Raw genomic sequence first — 16,962 nt, 5'->3', positions numbered from 1 at the left:
CGGCGGTCTGGACAGGTTCGATTCGACGTCAGTGCTTGGTCAGCTTATCCAGATAGCCCATCGCAAACGCCGAGATCACAAAGGTCATGTGGATGATCACGTACCACTTCAAGTGCTCGGGATCGACGTTCTTGGCGTCCATGAAGATGCGCAGCAAGTGGATCGACGAAATCGCCACGATCGAGGCCGCGACTTTCATCTTCAGCGAAGACGAATCCATGGTCCCCAGCCAATGCAGCTTCTCTTTGTCCTCATCGATGTCCAGTTCGGAGACGAAGTTCTCGTACCCGGAGATCATCACCATCACCAGCAGGCCGCCCACCAGTGCCATGTCGATCAGCGACAGCAGCACCAGGATAAGGTCCGATTCCGCCATCGAGAAGACGTTGGGAATGACATGAAAGACCTCCTGGAAAAACTTCAACGCCAGTGCCAGCAAGCCCAGGGACAGACCGAAGTAGATCGGCGCCAGCAACCAGCGGGAGGCGTACATTGCATTTTCGATAAAGCGTTCCATTGAATCTCACACGAGGGCTGGTAAATGGCCGCGAGTATATCAGCCGCCTGTAACACTCAGAAACTGTTCGAAAATCCGCAACCTGCGCGTGTGAGGCGAAGGTTTTCTGCTAGTGTCCAAACCATTGACAGGTTAGCGACACCGGACAGGAAGACAGGAAATGGATGTGCGATTGCCTTTAACGAGTGCCGGACTTTGCCTCGCGTTGTTGCTCGGCGGTTGTTCACCCAGCGATGAGAAGCGTCAGGTCAGCCTCGAAGAAAAAACCGCGCAGTTCGAAAAGTCCCTGGATGCCATTCAGGACCCGAAACTCAAGGACGCCGTCGCCGAGTTGGGCGGCTCGCTGCTGTTGCTCGAACGGGCGCAGCTCAAGCTCGACAGCAAACCGCTGCAAACCGAGTACAGCGAAGACGCCCTGGCGGTGCTCAAGCACTACCCCACGCCTCAGGCACTGGTGGATACCTACATCAACGGCCTGTTTGTGCTGCACAAGGATTCCAGCTCCGACTACCTGACCGACCTGCAACCGGTGTTCCCCTTTAACTTCAGCATCCCGGCGGCCTTCCTCTTCCCCCATGGCCTGGAATGGCAATCGGTCACCCTGAGCAACAAGCGCGTCATCCCGTTCCAGCCGGAATGGTCGGAAACCGATCCCGGCATTCAACTAAGTCCTTCCAGCTCGAACCTGACCAACCCCGATGACCTGACGGTGACCTACCCGTTCATCGATGGCCTGGACGTGGAAAACAAAAACCAGCCGCAACCGGTCAGCCTGCAAGGCAAGGTCGAGGTCATTGCGCCGCGGCGGCTGTACAGCTTTGACCTGACCCGGAAGGACGTCGGCCAGACGCGCACCAACGACAACCTCAGCGTCACCCTGCTGAGCCTGACGAACAACCATGCCGAAGTGGAATTCACCAACAGCCTGCCCATGGCCTCCGAAGTCAGCGAGACACCGCTCAACCCGCTGATCGTGCAGGCCAAAGACAACACCGGACAATTTCTCTCTCGCTCGGGTTCGATCAACGAAACCGCGGCGCAAATCGCCTTCTATCAAAAACAACTGGCGCAGATGCAACAGCAGAAAGCCTGGAGCGAGACGCTAGAAAAGCAATTGGATGAAGACCAGCGAGCGTTTGAGAAGCAGCAGACTCGGCATTACACCAAGGTGTATTTCAACGGCCCGATCGAGACGCTCGAAGTCAGCGTGCTCGATTTTTCCAGCGCCACCGTGACCCGCAAGGATCTGGACCTGCCCGTCCGCCGCTTTGATCACAACACCACCGAGAAGACCATCCAGCCGCTGAGTTTGCCGGTGGTGGTGTACGACGACCAGGCGCCGATCTGGCTCAAAGGCGCGACGCTCGGCGAAGAACAACTGAAAAAGAGCGTCAACATCACGCAATCGGTGGATGACCCCAGCGCAGCCCGGATCGAATTCGATCATCCGCGCAGCTTCAACGACGAACTGCTCGGCACCTCCTTCAGCCCCGGCGATGGCCCGGTAACGTTCTTCACCGCAGGCGATAACGGCCAGCGTGATGAACCGATCGAACTGCCGCCCGAGGCTTATCAAGTCGATCCGTTGCGCGGCGTCATCACTTACGATTTGAACCTGTTTCCGGAGACCCCTGCCTTCGCCGTGGGCTCCATGCCGCTGTTTCTGGCCACGGTCGAGCAGAAGAGCCTGGACGCGCACCAATTGCCCAAGGGCCTGGAGCTCAAGGGCAACGCGCTGGTGGTCGATCTGAAGCTGTTTCCCGCCCAGGACTGGCGCTTTTTCGCCAAGGACGACAGCGGCAATTATCTGAAAGAGATTCTTTCGGTCAGTCATGACGCGAGCGCAGAAGGCCCCGCGCTATTAGGCGTGCATTACTTCTATGGCCAGCCGACGCGGCTGGAAACCTACCAGCGAACCGACCTCGCCACCGTGCAATATGGTTTCGAGGTCAAACTCGATAAAACCGAGTTGCCCGACCTGACTCAGTGATCGGGACGAAATTCGAAGCCACCCAGGCTGCGAACACGACCACCGTTGATTTCCCGCAGTTGGGCTTGCAGGTGCAGGCTCCAGATTTGCGGGTCGTCGGCCAGCTCGTAGCCATGCAGGGTCAGACTTTCAACAATCGTGTCGAGGATCGATTCAGCCACGAAGGGGCCATGGAACGGGCCTTGAGCCTTGATGGCCGAAGGTTGCTCGCCGGCCATTCCGGCGGCGAAGAGTAAGGTCCACATGCCCGTATCTCCCGCCAATGGGCGGATAGCGCACTCGATACGGGTCACAAGGCCCAGGCATTGACGGGTGAGGCAGAGGTTGCGCGACATGGCGGCGACCCTCGATAGATCCGGTATTCAGCCCTCATGGGAAGGCTGTTTCGATCCAGTGATTGCTGTCCCTATCCTTGAGCTGAGAATAGAAGAAAAGTTCGCTTCGCAAGCAAAGCGAGACCAGAAGGCGCCGAGCGGTCATTGTGTGAATATTGACGTCAGACTGATGGCACTGATCGTTCCCACACTCTGCGTGGGAATGCAGCCCCAGGACGCTCCGCGGCCCTTAAAAGCGTGACGCGGAGCGTCACAGGAGGCATTCCCACGCGGAGCGTGGGAACGATCAAAAATAACCCAAAACCTGTTGGAGCGAGGCTTGCCCGCGAAGGCGGTGTATCAGCCGACATCAATGTCGGCTGACAGATTGCCTTCGCGGGCAAGCCTCGCTCCTACGAGGGATTAGATCGTTCCCACGCTCTGCGTGGGAACGATCATGGCGGGTCAAGCCGGTTTGGCTTCGACCAACGCTTCCAGTGCGATTTCCTTCTCGGCTTCCTTGAGATCTTCTTCGCTGATCATTTCCGCGATCACCCGCAGGCGCTCCACCACCCGCGCGTTGACGCTGCCTTCCGGGAACTGGCCATCGGCATCCGGTGAGCCGGCCGGCTCGCCCACCAACAGGCTCAGGGCCTCGTCAGCCTGGCGCACGGCGTAGACATGGAACTGCCCCGCCCGCACCGCCGACAGCACTTTCTCGTCGAGCATCAGCGTCGCGACGTTGGCCTGGGGAATGATCGCCCCTTGCTCGCCGGTCAGCCCACGGGCTTCGCAGAGGCGGAAGAAGCCTTCGATCTTCTCGTTGACCCCGCCCACCGCCTGCACTTCACCGAACTGGTTGATCGAACCGGTAATCGCAAAACACTGCTTGAGCGGGGTTTTCGACAAGGCCGAGATCAGCGTGCACGCCTCGCCCAGCGACGCACTGTCGCCATCGACGTAACCGTAGGATTGCTCCAGGGCGATGCTCGCTGAAATCGCCAGCGGGAATTCCTGGGCGTAACGGCTGCCCAGATACCCGGTGAGAATCATCACGCCTTTGGAGTGAATCGGCTGGCCGAGGTTGACCTCACGCTCGATGTCGACAATGCCGCTGCCGCCCGGATACACCGTGGCGGAAATCCGCGCCGGCACGCCGAACGCCGAGTCGCCGACCTCCAGCACTGTCAGCCCGTTGCACTTGCCGACCGCCGCGCCATCGGTGTCGATCAGGATGATCCCTGCCAGCATGTCATCAAGAATCCGCGCCGAAACGCGCCCGGTGCGGGTGGCCTTGGCTTTGAGCGCACGTTCGATATGGCCGGCGTCGGTCATTTCATCGCCGGCCAGGTGGCGAATGAAATCCGCCTCGCTCACCAGTTGGAACAGATCGCCGATCCGCGCCGACAAACGCCCCTGGTGTTCCGCCAGACGCGCGCTGTAGGTCGCCAGACGCGCCACCGCATCGGCGGTCAGCGGCGCCATGCCTTCTTCCGAGGTACGGGTTTTGAGCAACTGGGCGAACTGCTCCAGGCTCTCGTCGACCATCGGGATGTCTTCGTCGAAATCCACCAGGACGCGGAACATCTCCTGGAAGTCCGGATCGAGGTCTTGCAGCGTGTAGTAGAGCTGCCGGGCGCCGATGATGATGACTTTGACCTGCAACGGAATGTGTTGCGGGGTCAGGGTCACGGTGGCCAGTCGGCCGAGTTCACCGAGCGGCGATTCCATTTTCAGCTTGCGCGATTGCAGGGCGCGCTTGAGCGCATCCCACACGAACGGCTCGCTGAGCATTTTTTCCGCTTCAAGGATCAGGAACCCGCCGTTGGCCCGGTGCAATGCACCCGGACGCAGCTGCCGGTAAGTGGTGTAGAGCGCGCCCTGGTCGGTGCTGTATTCGATACGACCGAACAGGTTTTCGTAAGTCGGGTGCGGCTCGAACACCACCGGCGCACCGCCGCTGGCCGAATGACCGACCACCAGGCTCGGGGCGTATTGTTCTTCCAGCATCTTGCGCGCAACGGCATCGACCTTGCTGTCGTCGACCAATTGCTCGACCACGGTTTTCAGCAGGTACACCTGCATCGCTTGCAGGTAACCGCACACCGCCGCGTTCTCGGCGTACTTCTCCGACAACGGCGACAGCAACGGCTGCAAGGCCAGGGTGATGGTTTCTTCGTTGAGCTGGCGCAGTTGATTGCTCGACTCGCGCTTCCATTGCGGCAGGCTGGCAAGTTCTTCGTTCAGGCGCTCTTCGAGGCCAGAGATGTCTTCATGAAAACGCTCGCGATCGGCTTCCGGCAATTGCGCGAACTCAGCCTCGTCCAGCGCCTTGCCTTCGCTCATCGGGGTGAAGGCGATGTTGCTGGCGTCGCGGTACAGCGCGACTTCCTTCTCCAGGGCCAGGCGTTCGATGATGTCCAGCGCCTTGTCGTAGCGCTGGTTGAAGGCGCGGTCGATGGCACTTTTCTTCTGCTGGTAGGACGGGTGTTCGAACACCGCCGGAAAAGTTGCCAGCAAGTTGTCGATCAAACCGTTGATGTCACCGATGAACGCACCGGCGGTGCCCGATGGCAATTCCAGGGCTCGCGGCTCGCGGGGCTCATCGAAATTATTGACGTAGACCCAGTCCGCCGGGGTCTGCAGGCGTTTGCCTTCGGCTTTCAGGTAGCGTTTGACGAACGAGAACCGGCCAGTGCCGGGCTCGCCCATGACAAAGACGTTGTAACCGGGACGTGGCATGGCCACACCGAACTGCAGGGCTTCAACAGCACGTTCCTGGCCAAGCACACCGCGGAAGGGCTCCAGATCATTGGTGGTAGAGAAGCTGAACTGTTCAGCGGAAAACGGACGGGTCAGCGCTTCAGGCGCTAGACGCAAGCTGGCAGCAACAGGATCAGGCATCGGGCTTCCTTACATCAGGCGGGGCAGATAGCGGCATTCTGGCGCTGCCCATACCCGACTGGCAAGGCGCGCCTCAAGCCAAAGCATAGACAAACCGCCATCGCCACGCGGGGCGGGGCCAAATCAATGTTTTGCAGCGAATGTTTTGCAAAAAATCACGGAACCCTTGGAACGTGCCTAAACTCCAAACTGCGCGGCTGGAACTAATAACCGGCCCACTGGCGTCGAGTTGGCGCCAAACCCCTTGTCCATTGGTATGCACACAAAGAGAACAAAGCTATGAAACGGATTCTTCTCGGTACTCTCTTCACCGTTGTATCCCTCAATGCCATGGCTCAGGCGCCAGGCGGCCCGGATTGTGGTTGGGGCAACATGCTGTTCGAAGGGCAGCGTGGCACCCCGGCTCACTTCCTGGCATCCACCACTAACGGCACCTCCGGCAACGCAACATTTGGTATGACTTCCGGCACCAACGGTTGCTCGACCAATGCTGCGCTGACTTATGGCGGTAAATCCTGGATTGCCATGAATGGCATGATGAACGAGCTGTCTGAAGACATGGCCAAAGGTAACGGCGAAGCGCTGACTACCTACGCCGTGGTACTGGGCGTGGCGCCGGAAGACCGTGCGCACTTCGCCGCTGTGACTCACGAGCACTTCCAGCAGATCTTCAGCAAGGCTGACGTGACCGCTGACGACGTGCATACCAACACCCTGGCCGTCCTGAAGAGCGATCCTCGTCTGGCCAAGTACGCGACTCAAGCTTAAGCTCGACCCAACCGCTCCTTTCGGGGAGCGGCTTTTGTTTTTTGGACCTGCCCCTCTTTGGGTCTTTGTTTCTTCCGACTTAAGTTGCCCACTATGCTCAAACGCCTTGCCTGGCTGGCGCTCTGTGTCTGCGCCCCGCTGTCCGCCGCGCCACACATCGACGATCAACGTTTGCAGCAACTGGCCAACGACCCTTTCTGGATTTCCCTGGGCCATTACGAAACCGCCAAGCTCGGTGGCTGGCGCAGCTATGTCAGCGACAAGAAATTCTTTCTCGCGTCCGACGGCAATGAACATCCGGATCGTGAATTGGCCGCGACCGTTCAGGCGCTGTACGCCCCGGCCAGCGCTGGCGAGAAACACGCCCAATGCGTCTACCCGGCCCGTACTCGTTGGCTGAAAGCGCAACTGAACCTGAGCGATTTGCCGAAGCTCGATTGCGCCGAGTTCACCCAATGGTTCAAGGATGTCGCGCCCCACAGTGCGGTAATGATCTTCCCGGCCGCGTACCTGAACAGCCCGTCATCGATGTTTGGCCACACCCTGCTGCGCATCGACCAGGCCAATGTGCAAAGCGATCAAACGGCCCTGCTCAGCTACGCAATCAACTTCGGCGCCTACATCGAAGGTTCGGACAACAGCATCCTCTACGCCTGGAAAGGCTTGATGGGCGGCTATCCGGGGTTGTTTGCGCTTGTGCCCTACCAGGAAAAACTCTCGGAATACCGCAGTCTCGAGAACCGCGACCTGTGGGAATACCGGCTGAACCTGACCCAGCAAGAAACCGAACGCATGGTCGAACACGTCTGGGAACTCAAGCAGATACAGTTCGACTATTTCTTCTTTGACGAAAACTGCTCGTATCGCCTGCTGGAACTGCTGCAAGTGGCGCGGCCGAGTCTGCGCTTGACCGAGCAATTTCCGCTGACGGCGATTCCCACCGATACCGTCAAAGCCGTGAAAGAAGCCGGGCTGGTGGAATCGATCCAGTATCGCCCGTCCCGCGAACGTGAATTGCTGAGCCGCGCCGAGCCGTTGAATCCTGAAGAACAGCAATGGGTGCTGAAAGTCAGCGCCGATCAGAAGCAATTGCAGGCACCTGAATTCAAAGCGCAGCCGCGCGACCGGCAAGCACTGATCGTCGACGCCGCTTACCGTTTGGAACGCTACCGCGCCAACGGCCAGGAGCGTGATCCGGCTCGGGCCCAGCGCAGTTTCGAACTGTTGCGGGCGATCAATCAGAATCCGCCGCCGGAACTGGATATCCCGCGTCCGGGCTTGCCCGAGGACGGTCACGAATCCCGCACCTGGCAGGCCGGCCTCGGCACCCGTGGCGACAAGGCCTTCGGCGAATACGGCTTGCGCATGGCCTATCACGACCTCAACGACAACGCCGAGAGCTTCCCGCTGGGCGCGCAGATCGAAATCCTGCAGATGAAACTGCGCCAGTACGAAGGCAATCACTGGCAACTGCAGCAACTGGATTTGGCGACTATTCGCTCACTGACGCCGCGCAATGAGCTGTTGCAGCCGTTGTCGTGGCAAGTCACCGGTGGCCTGGAACGGGTGCCGGGCAAGCATGACGATGAAACCCTGGTCAGCCACGTCAACGGCGGTGCCGGCGGGACCTGGGCGTTGGGCGATGATGTGCTTGGGTTTGCCCTGGGCACCGTGCGCATCGAACACAACAACGACTTTGCCGGGTTCGTCGCGCCCGCGGCCGGTTTCAACAGCGGTGTGTTGTGGAAAAATCCGCTGGGCAACTTCAGCCTGGAGACCAAGGGTGATTTCTTCACCAACGGCGAAGTGCGTCGTAGCATAAGCCTGAACCAGCAGTGGGAATTGTCGCGCAACCTGGGGCTGCGTCTCAGTGCCCAGCGTGAATTCAGCCACCTCGCCTCGCCCGAGAATGAAGTGATGCTTGAGGTGAAGTGGTATCACTACTGACCCACCGCGATCTTTTGATCTTTCTTTCACACCCCGCTGACGAATCGACTTCTAGACTTCTCTGTATAGGCCGTCAAACGGCCGGGAGTCTGAGATGTGGCGTTGCGTGGGTGCGTTGGGTTTGCTGCTGTTGTGCGCGGGTTGCCAGTCGACCCACGAAGATCTGATCGCCAAGGGTTACCCTCCGGCGTTCGCTGACGGTTTCGACGACGGTTGCGTCAGTGGTCGTCAGGCCGCAGGGGCGATGACCGGCGAATTTCGCAAGAACGTGCCGCGCTACCTCAAGGACAAGCAATACGCCGAGGGTTGGGGCGATGGCTTCCGCCAATGCCAGGCGATGCTGGAAAACCGCGACCGCGAGGACTATCGCAGCCACCATTGGGACGACCGCGAACGCGCCTGGCAGCAACAGAAAGACCAGGACGCCGCCCGGGCTTTTCGCTCGCCCTAGGTCGCTGCCAGACATCCATCGAAACTATTCCCCTGCGACCATGGCCCAAACCCTATAACGGGAGAAAACCATGAGTCGTGCCTTCGTCAATGAAGATAACGCCGCCGCGCAAGCCGATCAGCCAGTCGAACGGCAGGTCAGCGCGCAGCCCAACTACGTCACCCCCGCCGGGCTTGCCCAATTGCAGGCAAAACTGGCCGAGGTCCAAAAACTGCTCAATGAACAGAGCGCCAAAGGTGAACTGGCCGACAAACAGCGCCAGGCTGACCTTGAGCGTGACTGGCGGTATTTCAATCAGCGATTGCAAAGCGCTCAGCTGGTGGTACCGGCCTCCTCGACCGACAAAGTGCAGATTGGCGCCTGGGTGACGTTTGCCGATGAACAGGGCAACGAACAGCGGGTGCAGTTGGTCGGTGAGGATCAGGCGGAGGCGGCCAGTGGGTTGATCAATTGGGGTTCGCCGTTGGGTCGGGCGTTGCTGGGCGCGCAGGTCGGGGATGAGGTGCTGTGGAAGCGGCCGGCGGGGGATTTGGTGATTGAGGTGTTGAGTATAGATATTCAGTGACCATACGGACGCTTTCGCGGGCAAGCCTCGCTCCTACGGGGGCGCGGTCGTACACAATATTTCGGCACACCGCAAAACTGTAGGAGCGAGGCTTGCCCGCGAAGGCCACACCGCGGTCTACCTGAATAACGTCCATAAAAAAACGGAGCCCCCAAAAGGCTCCGTTTTTTATGCAACCAACCCGATATCAGGCCAGTTTCTTGTGCCGTACACGGTGTGGCTGGGCAGCCGCTTCGCCGAGACGCTTTTTACGATCAGCTTCGTACTCGGTGTAGTTACCTTCGAAGAAGATCGCTTGCGAGTCGTCTTCATACGCCAGGATGTGCGTCGCCACACGGTCAAGGAACCACCGATCGTGAGAGATCACAATGGCGGCGCCCGGGAAGTCCAGCAGGGCTTCTTCCAGGGAACGCAGGGTTTCAACGTCGAGGTCGTTGGACGGTTCGTCGAGCAGCAGGACGTTGCCACCCTCCTTCAGGGTCAGGGCCAGGTGCAAGCGACCGCGCTCACCACCGGACAGGTCCTTGACGAACTTCTGCTGATCGCCGCCCTTGAAGTTGAAGCGACCGACGTAGGTACGCGACGGAATCTCGTAGTTGCCGATGCGGATCTGATCCGAACCGTCGGAGATTTGCTGGAATACCGTCTTGCTGCCGTCCAGGTCTTCGCGGCTCTGGTCAACGCACGCCAGTTGCACGGTTTCGCCGACTTCGATGCTGCCCGAATCCGGTGTTTCCTTGCCCATCAGCATGCGGAACAGCGTGGATTTACCCGCACCGTTACCGCCGATCACGCCAACGATGGCGCCCTTCGGCATGGAGAACGACAGGTTGTCGATCAACACGCGATCGCCGTAGCCCTTGGAAACGTTCTTGAACTCGATGACCTTGTCACCCAGGCGCGGACCGGCCGGGATGTAGATCTCGTTGGTTTCGCTGCGCTTCTGGAATTCCTGCGATTGCATTTCTTCGAAGCGTTGCAGACGAGCCTTGGATTTGGACTGGCGGGCCTTGGCGCCTTTGCGCACCCATTCCAGTTCTTCCTTCATGGCTTTTTCGTGGGCCGACTGCTGCTTGGATTCGGCAGCCAGACGATCGGACTTGGCTTCCAGCCAACCCGAATAGTTGCCCTCGTACGGGATACCGGCGCCGCGGTCGAGTTCGAGAATCCAGCCGGCAACGTTGTCCAGGAAGTAACGGTCGTGCGTGATCGCAACCACGGTACCCGGGAAATCGTGCAGGAAGTGCTCCAGCCAGGCGACGGAATCGGCGTCCAAGTGGTTGGTCGGCTCGTCGAGCAGCAGCATGTCAGGGGCGGACAGCAGCAGGCGGCACAGGGCCACACGACGCTTTTCACCACCGGACAGGAATTCGACTTTGGCATCCCACGCCGGCAGACGCAGCGCATCGGCGGCAACTTCCAGTTGGCGATCCAGGTTGTGACCGTCGCTGGCTTGCAGGATGGCTTCGAGCTTGGCCTGTTCTGCCGCCAGTTTGTCGAAGTCGGCGTCTTCTTCAGCGTAGGCCGCGTAGACCTCGTCCAGGCGCGCCTGGGCGTTTTTGATCACGCTGACCGCTTCCTCGACCACTTCACGCACGGTCTTGGTCGGGTCCAGGATCGGTTCCTGTGGCAAGTAACCGATGTTCAGGTCCGGCATCGGACGGGCTTCGCCCTCGAACTCGGTGTCGACGCCCGCCATGATTTTCAACAGCGTGGACTTACCCGAACCGTTGAGGCCGAGCACGCCGATCTTGGCGCCGGGGAAGAACGACAGCGAAATGTTTTTCAGGATTTCCCGCTTCGGCGGAACAACTTTGCCCAGCCGATGCATGGTGAAGACGTATTGAGCCATGGAGAACCTTGGGTCAGTGACAGATGAATGATTGGAGCGCAGGCGAAGCCCGGCCAGACCGTGCGCGTCGTCCGCTTGATATAGACCAATGCGTGCGCGCTGAAAAAGTCTGAGTCTAGGAGCTGGAACGCTCCCGCGTAACCGGCAAAGCTACCTGAATGACAAGTGGCAGTCCAGCCGGGAGGGGCTGGCACTTCGCCACAACTCAAGGCATGCTAGCCGCCCTCCGGGCGTCCGGCTTATAGTGCACGTCGCGCCAGTCCAGCCAAACCGCAGGATTTCAGTTTGTCTAATGTCACGCCGCCTCTTTCTACCCGTGCACCGGCTGCCGCGCTCGGCTCCCCCCTGCGTGGAACCCTGAAGGGCGCGCTGGCGACACTCGTGCTGTTGCTGCTCGCGCTGCTGTTCTGGCAACTGCTGGATCAACTGAGCGAAACCCAGAAAAACCAGCGCCAGTACACCATCGACTACACCGCCGACCTCGCTTCGCAAGTCAGCCTGAACATGGCGCTTAACGCGCAGATCGCCCTGAACCTGCTACCGATCGTCGAGCAACCGCAATCCGCCGACGAACAGCAGATGCTGCTGCGCAAATTGCAGCAATCGCTGCCCGACCTGCGCAGCCTGGCGTTACTCAGCCCTTCCGGAAAAATCCTCAGCGACAGCGCCGCCGACAGCCAGGATGCCGACTACCTGAGCGATCTGGTGCGGCGCAGCCGTTCGCAAGCGCACTATTTCAGCAACGCCGATGATGGCTCGGTGGTGCACTTGCTGCTGCATCAGGCCAGCGGCAGCAGTCGCGGTTATTGGGCGTTGCGCCTGACCCCGACGTTTTTCTCCTCGCTGACCAAACAGGGCGAAGCCGGCATCCGCCCACTGTGGCTGGTGGAAAACCGTGTCAATCATCAGATCATCAGCCGCGATGAAAACCTGCCCGCCGTCAAGCCGGGCACGCTGAGCGAGGATGACCTGGCCAACAGCGTGTTGACCGTGCCCCTGAGCAGCAGCGACTGGCAACTGCGCGGGCTGTTCGACCGCCAACAGGTGCTCGAACAACTGCTGCCAGCGTTCATCGGCAAATGTCTGCTGGGCCTGGCCTTCTCCCTGCTGCCGTTTATCGCACTGTTGAGCATGCGCCGCCGTCAGCGCCAGTTGCACGAAGGGCGTCGGCGCTATCAGGACATTTTCGAAGGCACCGGCGTCGCGCTATGCGTGCTCGACCTATCCGGGCTTAAAAGTTTCTTCGACAAGACTCAGATCAATAGCAGCGAACAACTGAAAACCTGGCTCGAAGTCCCTGAGCAACGTCAGCAGTTGCTACAAGAACTACGCATCACCGAAGTCAATCAGGTCGCCCTGCAACTGCTCAACGTCAATTCCTGCGAACAGGCCTGGAAGCTGCTGATCGACGGCAGTCCACAGGACAATACCGCCATCGGCAACCAGATGCTGGAGGCCGTGCTCAACCAGCAGAAACAACTCGAACTGGAAATCAAACTCCAGGACAACAACGGCCGCGACCAGCACCTGTGGCTGGTGCTGCGCCTGCCGGAAGAGCAGCACGACTACAAAGCCGTGATCCTGAGCATCAACGACATCACCAGCCGCAAGCTCATCGAACTGTCACTGCTGGAGCGTGAAGGCTTCTGGTCCGACGTGGTGCGCACCGTGCCGGATCACCTGTACGTGCAGGACGTGATCAGCCAGCGAATGATTTTCAGCAACCATCACCTGGGGCAGACGCTGGGCTACAACCGCACCGAGCTGCATCAGATGGGCGAGTACTTCTGGGAAATCCTCCTGCACCCCGAAGACGCCGACTATTACCACCGCTCGCGCCAGACCCAGCGCCAGGCCGGTTACTCGCAATTGCTGCAATGCCAACTGCGTTTCCGTCATCGCGACGGCAACTGGCGGCGTTTCGACATTCGCGAACAGGCCCTGGCCCGGGACAAGCACGATCAGGTCACGCGGATCATCGGCGTGGCCAAGGACATCACCGAACAGATTGAGGCCAGCGAATCCCTGCGCGACAGCGAGCAGCGCTACCGCATGCTCGCCGAAAGCATCAGCGACGTGATTTTCTCCACTGACAACAAGCTGTCGCTCAATTACGTCAGCCCGTCGGTGCAGGCCGTGTTGGGTTATGACGTGGACTGGATTTTCCAGAACGGCTGGCAATCGACCATCGCCAACCCGCAGCAACTGAGCGGCATCTACGGCTTGATGGACCGGGTCAGCAAAGCCCTGGATAAACCCGATCAACTGGCGTTGTTGCGCAGCCAGGTGCAGACCCAGTTGTTCCTGTTCGATTGCCTGCGGGCCGATGGACGCAAAATCCCCATCGAGCTGCGGCTGGTGCTGGTGTGGGACGAACACGGCGCCTTCGAAGGCGTGCTCGGGGTCGGTCGCGACATCAGCCAGCAGCGCCGCGCCGAGAAAGACCTGCGCATGGCGGCCACGGTATTCGAACACTCGACATCGGCGATCCTGATCACCGACCCGGCCGGCTACATTGTTCAGGCCAACGAGGCGTTCAGCCGCGTCAGCGGTTATGCGGTGTCGCAAGTCCTCGATCAGTTGCCGAACATGCTCACTGTCGATGAGCAGCAGGAAGCGCATCTGCGTTATGTGCTCAAGCAACTGCATCAGCACAGCACCTGGGAAGGCGAAGTCTGGCTCAAACGGCGTAATGGCGAGCATTACCCGGCGTGGGTCGGCATCACTGCGGTGCTCGACGACGAAGGCGACCTCGCCAGTTATGTGTGCTTCTTCAGCGACATCAGCGAGCGCAAGGCCAGTGAACAGCGGATTCACCGCCTGGCCTATTACGACGCCCTGACCCACCTGCCCAACCGCACGCTGTTCCAGGACCGCCTGCACACCGCGCTGCAATCGGCGGAACGACAGAAGTCGTGGGTGGTGCTGATGTTCCTCGACCTCGACCGCTTCAAGCCGATCAACGACTCCCTGGGCCACGCCGCTGGCGACCGCATGCTCAAGGAAATGGCCACGCGCCTGCTCGGATGCGTCGACGATGACGACACCGTGGCGCGGATGGGCGGCGATGAGTTCACCTTGCTCCTGCAACCGCGGATCAACCGCGAAGTGGCGCTGAACCGGGCGATTCATGTGGCGGAACAGATTCTCGCCAGCCTGGTGAAGCCGTTTGTGCTGGAAGGTCGCGAGTTCTTTGTTACGGCCAGTATCGGGATTGCCCTGAGCCCGCAGGACGGCAACGAACTCAGCCAGTTGATGAAGAACGCCGACACCGCGATGTACCACGCCAAGGAACGTGGCAAGAACAACTTCCAGTTCTATCAGGCCGACATGAACGCCAGCGCCCTCGAGCGTCTGGAGCTGGAAAGCGACTTGCGCCATGCCTTGGAGCAGAACGAATTCGTGCTGTATTACCAACCGCAGTTCAGCGGCGACGGCAAACGCCTGACCGGCGCTGAAGCCCTGCTGCGTTGGCGCCATCCCCGTCGCGGACTGGTGCCGCCGGGGGATTTCATTCCGGTGCTCGAAGAGCTCGGGCTGGTGGTGGATGTCGGCGACTGGGTGATCAGCGAGGCCTGCCGTCAGCTCAAGACCTGGCATCAGGCCAAAGTGCGGGTGCCGAAGGTCTCGGTGAACATTTCGGCGCGGCAATTCTCCGATGGCCAGCTTGGCACGCGGATCGCCAACATCCTCAAGGACACCGGCCTGCCGCCGGCCTGCCTGGAGCTGGAACTGACCGAAAGTATCCTGATGCGCGAAGTCAGTGAGGCGATGCAGATCCTCGCCGGGTTGAAAAACCTCGGCCTGAGCATCGCCGTCGACGACTTCGGCACCGGTTATTCATCGCTCAACTACCTCAAGCAGTTCCCGATCGACGTGCTGAAAATCGACCGCACCTTTGTCGATGGTTTGCCGTCCGGCGAGCAGGATGCGCAGATTGCCCGGGCCATTATCGCCATGGCCCACAGCCTGAACCTGGCGGTGATCGCCGAGGGTGTGGAAACCCACGAGCAACTCGACTTCCTGCGTGAGCATGGGTGTGATGAGGTTCAGGGGTACCTGTTCGGCCGGCCGATGCCGGCGAGCCGGTTTGAGGCGCAGTTCAGCAATGATGCGCTGTTCATGTTCGACTGAAGCGCAATCATTGTGGCGAGGGAGCTTGCTCCCGCTTGAGTGCGCAGCGCTCACAAGATTTTGGGGCCGCTTCGCAGCCCAGCGGGAGCAAGCTCCCTCGCCACAGGCCCGCCCAGACACCGCTGATCCCGTCATGAAGCCCACTTGTCTGCGACATGATGTCCTTTCATATGCCATCTAAAACCCATTGGGTTAGAATGCCCCCCTTTTCTGCCCCGATCCTTGAGGACCGCCATGTTCAGCCGTGATTTGACTATTGCCAAGTACGACGCCGATCTCTTTGCCGCCATGGAGCAAGAAGCTCAGCGCCAGGAAGAACACATTGAGCTGATCGCTTCGGAGAACTACACCAGCCCTGCGGTGATGGAAGCTCAAGGCTCGGTACTGACCAACAAGTACGCCGAAGGCTACCCGGGCAAGCGCTACTACGGTGGTTGCGAGTTCGTCGACGTGGTTGAGCAGCTTGCAATTGATCGAGCAAAAGAACTGTTCGGCGCCGATTACGCCAACGTTCAGCCGCACGCCGGTTCCCAAGCCAACAGCGCCGTTTACCTGGCCCTGCTGCAAGCCGGTGACACCATCCTGGGCATGAGCCTGGCCCACGGCGGTCACCTGACCCACGGCGCCAGCGTTTCCTCCTCCGGCAAGCTGTACAACGCCGTTCAGTACGGTATCGATGCCAACGGCCTGATCGACTACGACGAAGTCGAGCGCCTGGCCGTCGAGCACCAGCCAAAAATGATCGTGGCCGGTTTCTCCGCCTACTCGCAGATTCTGGACTTCCCGCGCTTCCGTGAAATCGCTGACAAGGTTGGCGCCTACCTGTTCGTCGACATGGCCCACGTGGCCGGTCTGGTCGCCGCTGGCGTCTACCCGAACCCGGTGCCATTCGCTGACGTCGTGACCACCACCACCCACAAGACCCTGCGCGGTCCACGTGGCGGCCTGATCCTGGCTCGCGCCAACGCCGACATCGAGAAGAAGCTGAACTCCGCCGTATTCCCGGGCGCCCAGGGTGGCCCGCTGGAGCACGTGATCGCCGCCAAAGCGATCTGCTTCAAGGAAGCGTTGCAGCCTGAGTTCAAGACTTACCAGCAACAAGTGGTGAAAAACGCCAAGGCCATGGCCGGCGTGTTCATCGAGCGCGGCTTCGACGTGGTGTCGGGCGGTACTGAAAACCACCTGTTCCTGCTGTCGCTGATCAAGCAGGATATCTCCGGTAAAGACGCCGACGCCGCTCTGGGCAAGGCGTTCATCACCGTGAACAAGAACTCCGTGCCAAACGATCCACGCTCGCCGTTCGTGACCTCCGGTCTGCGCTTCGGTACCCCGGCTGTGACCACTCGTGGCTTCAAAGAAGCAGAGTGCAAAGAGCTGGCCGGCTGGATCTGCGACATCCTGGCCGACCTGAACAACGAAGCGGTGATCGACGCCGTTCGTGAGAAGGTCAAGACCATCTGCAAGAAACTGCCGGTATACGGCGCTTAATTGCCCCGCTAAACCGCAGCACTAAAAAAACC

The 16,962-nt window shown here is 59.9% G+C and carries 11 protein-coding genes; 7 read left to right on the top strand and 4 right to left on the bottom strand.

Going from position 1 to position 16,962, the window contains the following annotated elements:
* Nucleotides 1-28: 28 nt before the first annotated feature.
* A complete protein-coding gene (locus tag HKK53_RS25055; RefSeq protein ID WP_169372997.1) occupies nucleotides 29-517 on the bottom strand; it encodes a TIGR00645 family protein in 489 nt (162 codons plus the stop codon).
* 160 nt (nucleotides 518-677) lie between these two features.
* On the opposite strand from HKK53_RS25055, the gene HKK53_RS25050 reads away from it, so the two are divergent.
* Complete coding sequence (locus HKK53_RS25050; protein ID WP_169372996.1) at nucleotides 678-2,507, top strand: hypothetical protein; 1,830 nt, start codon at nucleotides 678-680, stop codon at nucleotides 2,505-2,507.
* On the opposite strand, the gene HKK53_RS25045 is transcribed toward HKK53_RS25050, so the two are convergent.
* Both HKK53_RS25045 and HKK53_RS25040 read right to left on the bottom strand, forming a co-directional pair.
* Nucleotides 2,501-2,842 (bottom strand): PA4575 family protein, encoded by a 342-nt coding sequence (locus HKK53_RS25045; protein ID WP_133837671.1) that lies wholly within the window; start codon nucleotides 2,840-2,842, stop codon nucleotides 2,501-2,503. The genes HKK53_RS25050 and HKK53_RS25045 overlap by 7 nt on opposite strands.
* Nucleotides 2,843-3,286: 444 nt before the next feature.
* Entirely contained in the window at nucleotides 3,287-5,725 is a 2,439-nt protein-coding gene (locus tag HKK53_RS25040) for a Lon protease family protein (RefSeq protein ID WP_169372995.1), read from the bottom strand.
* Nucleotides 5,726-6,004: 279 nt separating this feature from the next.
* Here HKK53_RS25040 and HKK53_RS25035 point away from each other — a divergent pair, with 279 nt between their 5' ends.
* The 4 genes from HKK53_RS25035 to HKK53_RS25020 all read left to right on the top strand — a co-directional run bounded on the left by HKK53_RS25035 (nucleotide 6,005) and on the right by HKK53_RS25020 (nucleotide 9,456).
* Nucleotides 6,005-6,493, top strand: a complete 489-nt coding sequence (locus tag HKK53_RS25035; protein WP_054051400.1) for a DUF3015 domain-containing protein — start codon at nucleotides 6,005-6,007, stop codon at nucleotides 6,491-6,493.
* 93 nt (nucleotides 6,494-6,586) lie between these two features.
* Nucleotides 6,587-8,440 carry an Lnb N-terminal periplasmic domain-containing protein gene (locus tag HKK53_RS25030; RefSeq protein ID WP_169372994.1) on the top strand — a complete coding sequence of 618 codons (1,854 nt, stop codon included), beginning with the start codon at nucleotides 6,587-6,589 and terminating at the stop codon, nucleotides 8,438-8,440.
* A gap of 94 nt (nucleotides 8,441-8,534) precedes the next feature.
* Nucleotides 8,535-8,891, top strand: coding sequence for a hypothetical protein (locus HKK53_RS25025; protein WP_169372993.1), 357 nt, complete (start codon nucleotides 8,535-8,537; stop codon nucleotides 8,889-8,891).
* 70 nt (nucleotides 8,892-8,961) lie between these two features.
* The gene (locus HKK53_RS25020) at nucleotides 8,962-9,456 is read left to right on the top strand and encodes a GreA/GreB family elongation factor (protein ID WP_169372992.1); all 495 of its coding nucleotides are present in this window, start codon (nucleotides 8,962-8,964) and stop codon (nucleotides 9,454-9,456) included.
* 187 nt (nucleotides 9,457-9,643) lie between these two features.
* On the opposite strand, the gene ettA is transcribed toward HKK53_RS25020, so the two are convergent.
* Nucleotides 9,644-11,308, bottom strand: a complete 1,665-nt coding sequence (gene ettA, locus HKK53_RS25015) for an energy-dependent translational throttle protein EttA (protein WP_169372991.1) — start codon at nucleotides 11,306-11,308, stop codon at nucleotides 9,644-9,646.
* A 285-nt stretch (nucleotides 11,309-11,593) separates the two neighbouring features.
* Between ettA and HKK53_RS25010 the strand changes: the two genes are divergently transcribed.
* Both HKK53_RS25010 and glyA read left to right on the top strand, forming a co-directional pair.
* Complete coding sequence (locus tag HKK53_RS25010) at nucleotides 11,594-15,442, top strand: sensor domain-containing protein (RefSeq protein WP_169372990.1); 3,849 nt, start codon at nucleotides 11,594-11,596, stop codon at nucleotides 15,440-15,442.
* A 234-nt stretch (nucleotides 15,443-15,676) separates the two neighbouring features.
* Nucleotides 15,677-16,930 carry a serine hydroxymethyltransferase gene (glyA, locus tag HKK53_RS25005; protein ID WP_169372989.1) on the top strand — a complete coding sequence of 418 codons (1,254 nt, stop codon included), beginning with the start codon at nucleotides 15,677-15,679 and terminating at the stop codon, nucleotides 16,928-16,930.
* The last annotated feature ends 32 nt before the right edge of the window (nucleotides 16,931-16,962 follow it).

This window comes from Pseudomonas sp. ADAK7 (assembly GCF_012935675.1).
GTDB lineage: Bacteria > Pseudomonadota > Gammaproteobacteria > Pseudomonadales > Pseudomonadaceae > Aquipseudomonas.
Note: the sequence above shows the minus strand (reverse complement) of the source record. Positions and strands in the feature narration are given on the sequence as shown.

Bases quoted from the DNA above. Each gene is read 5' to 3' on its own strand.
- HKK53_RS25055 (WP_169372997.1), bottom strand. From the start codon at position 517: ATGGAACGCTTTATCGAAAATGCAATGTACGCCTCCCGCTGGTTGCTG.
- HKK53_RS25050 (WP_169372996.1), top strand. From the start codon at position 678: ATGGATGTGCGATTGCCTTTAACGAGTGCCGGACTTTGCCTCGCGTTG.
- HKK53_RS25045 (WP_133837671.1), bottom strand. From the start codon at position 2,842: ATGTCGCGCAACCTCTGCCTCACCCGTCAATGCCTGGGCCTTGTGACC.
- HKK53_RS25040 (WP_169372995.1), bottom strand. From the start codon at position 5,725: ATGCCTGATCCTGTTGCTGCCAGCTTGCGTCTAGCGCCTGAAGCGCTG.
- HKK53_RS25035 (WP_054051400.1), top strand. From the start codon at position 6,005: ATGAAACGGATTCTTCTCGGTACTCTCTTCACCGTTGTATCCCTCAAT.
- HKK53_RS25030 (WP_169372994.1), top strand. From the start codon at position 6,587: ATGCTCAAACGCCTTGCCTGGCTGGCGCTCTGTGTCTGCGCCCCGCTG.
- HKK53_RS25025 (WP_169372993.1), top strand. From the start codon at position 8,535: ATGTGGCGTTGCGTGGGTGCGTTGGGTTTGCTGCTGTTGTGCGCGGGT.
- HKK53_RS25020 (WP_169372992.1), top strand. From the start codon at position 8,962: ATGAGTCGTGCCTTCGTCAATGAAGATAACGCCGCCGCGCAAGCCGAT.
- ettA (WP_169372991.1), bottom strand. From the start codon at position 11,308: ATGGCTCAATACGTCTTCACCATGCATCGGCTGGGCAAAGTTGTTCCG.
- glyA (WP_169372989.1), top strand. From the start codon at position 15,677: ATGTTCAGCCGTGATTTGACTATTGCCAAGTACGACGCCGATCTCTTT.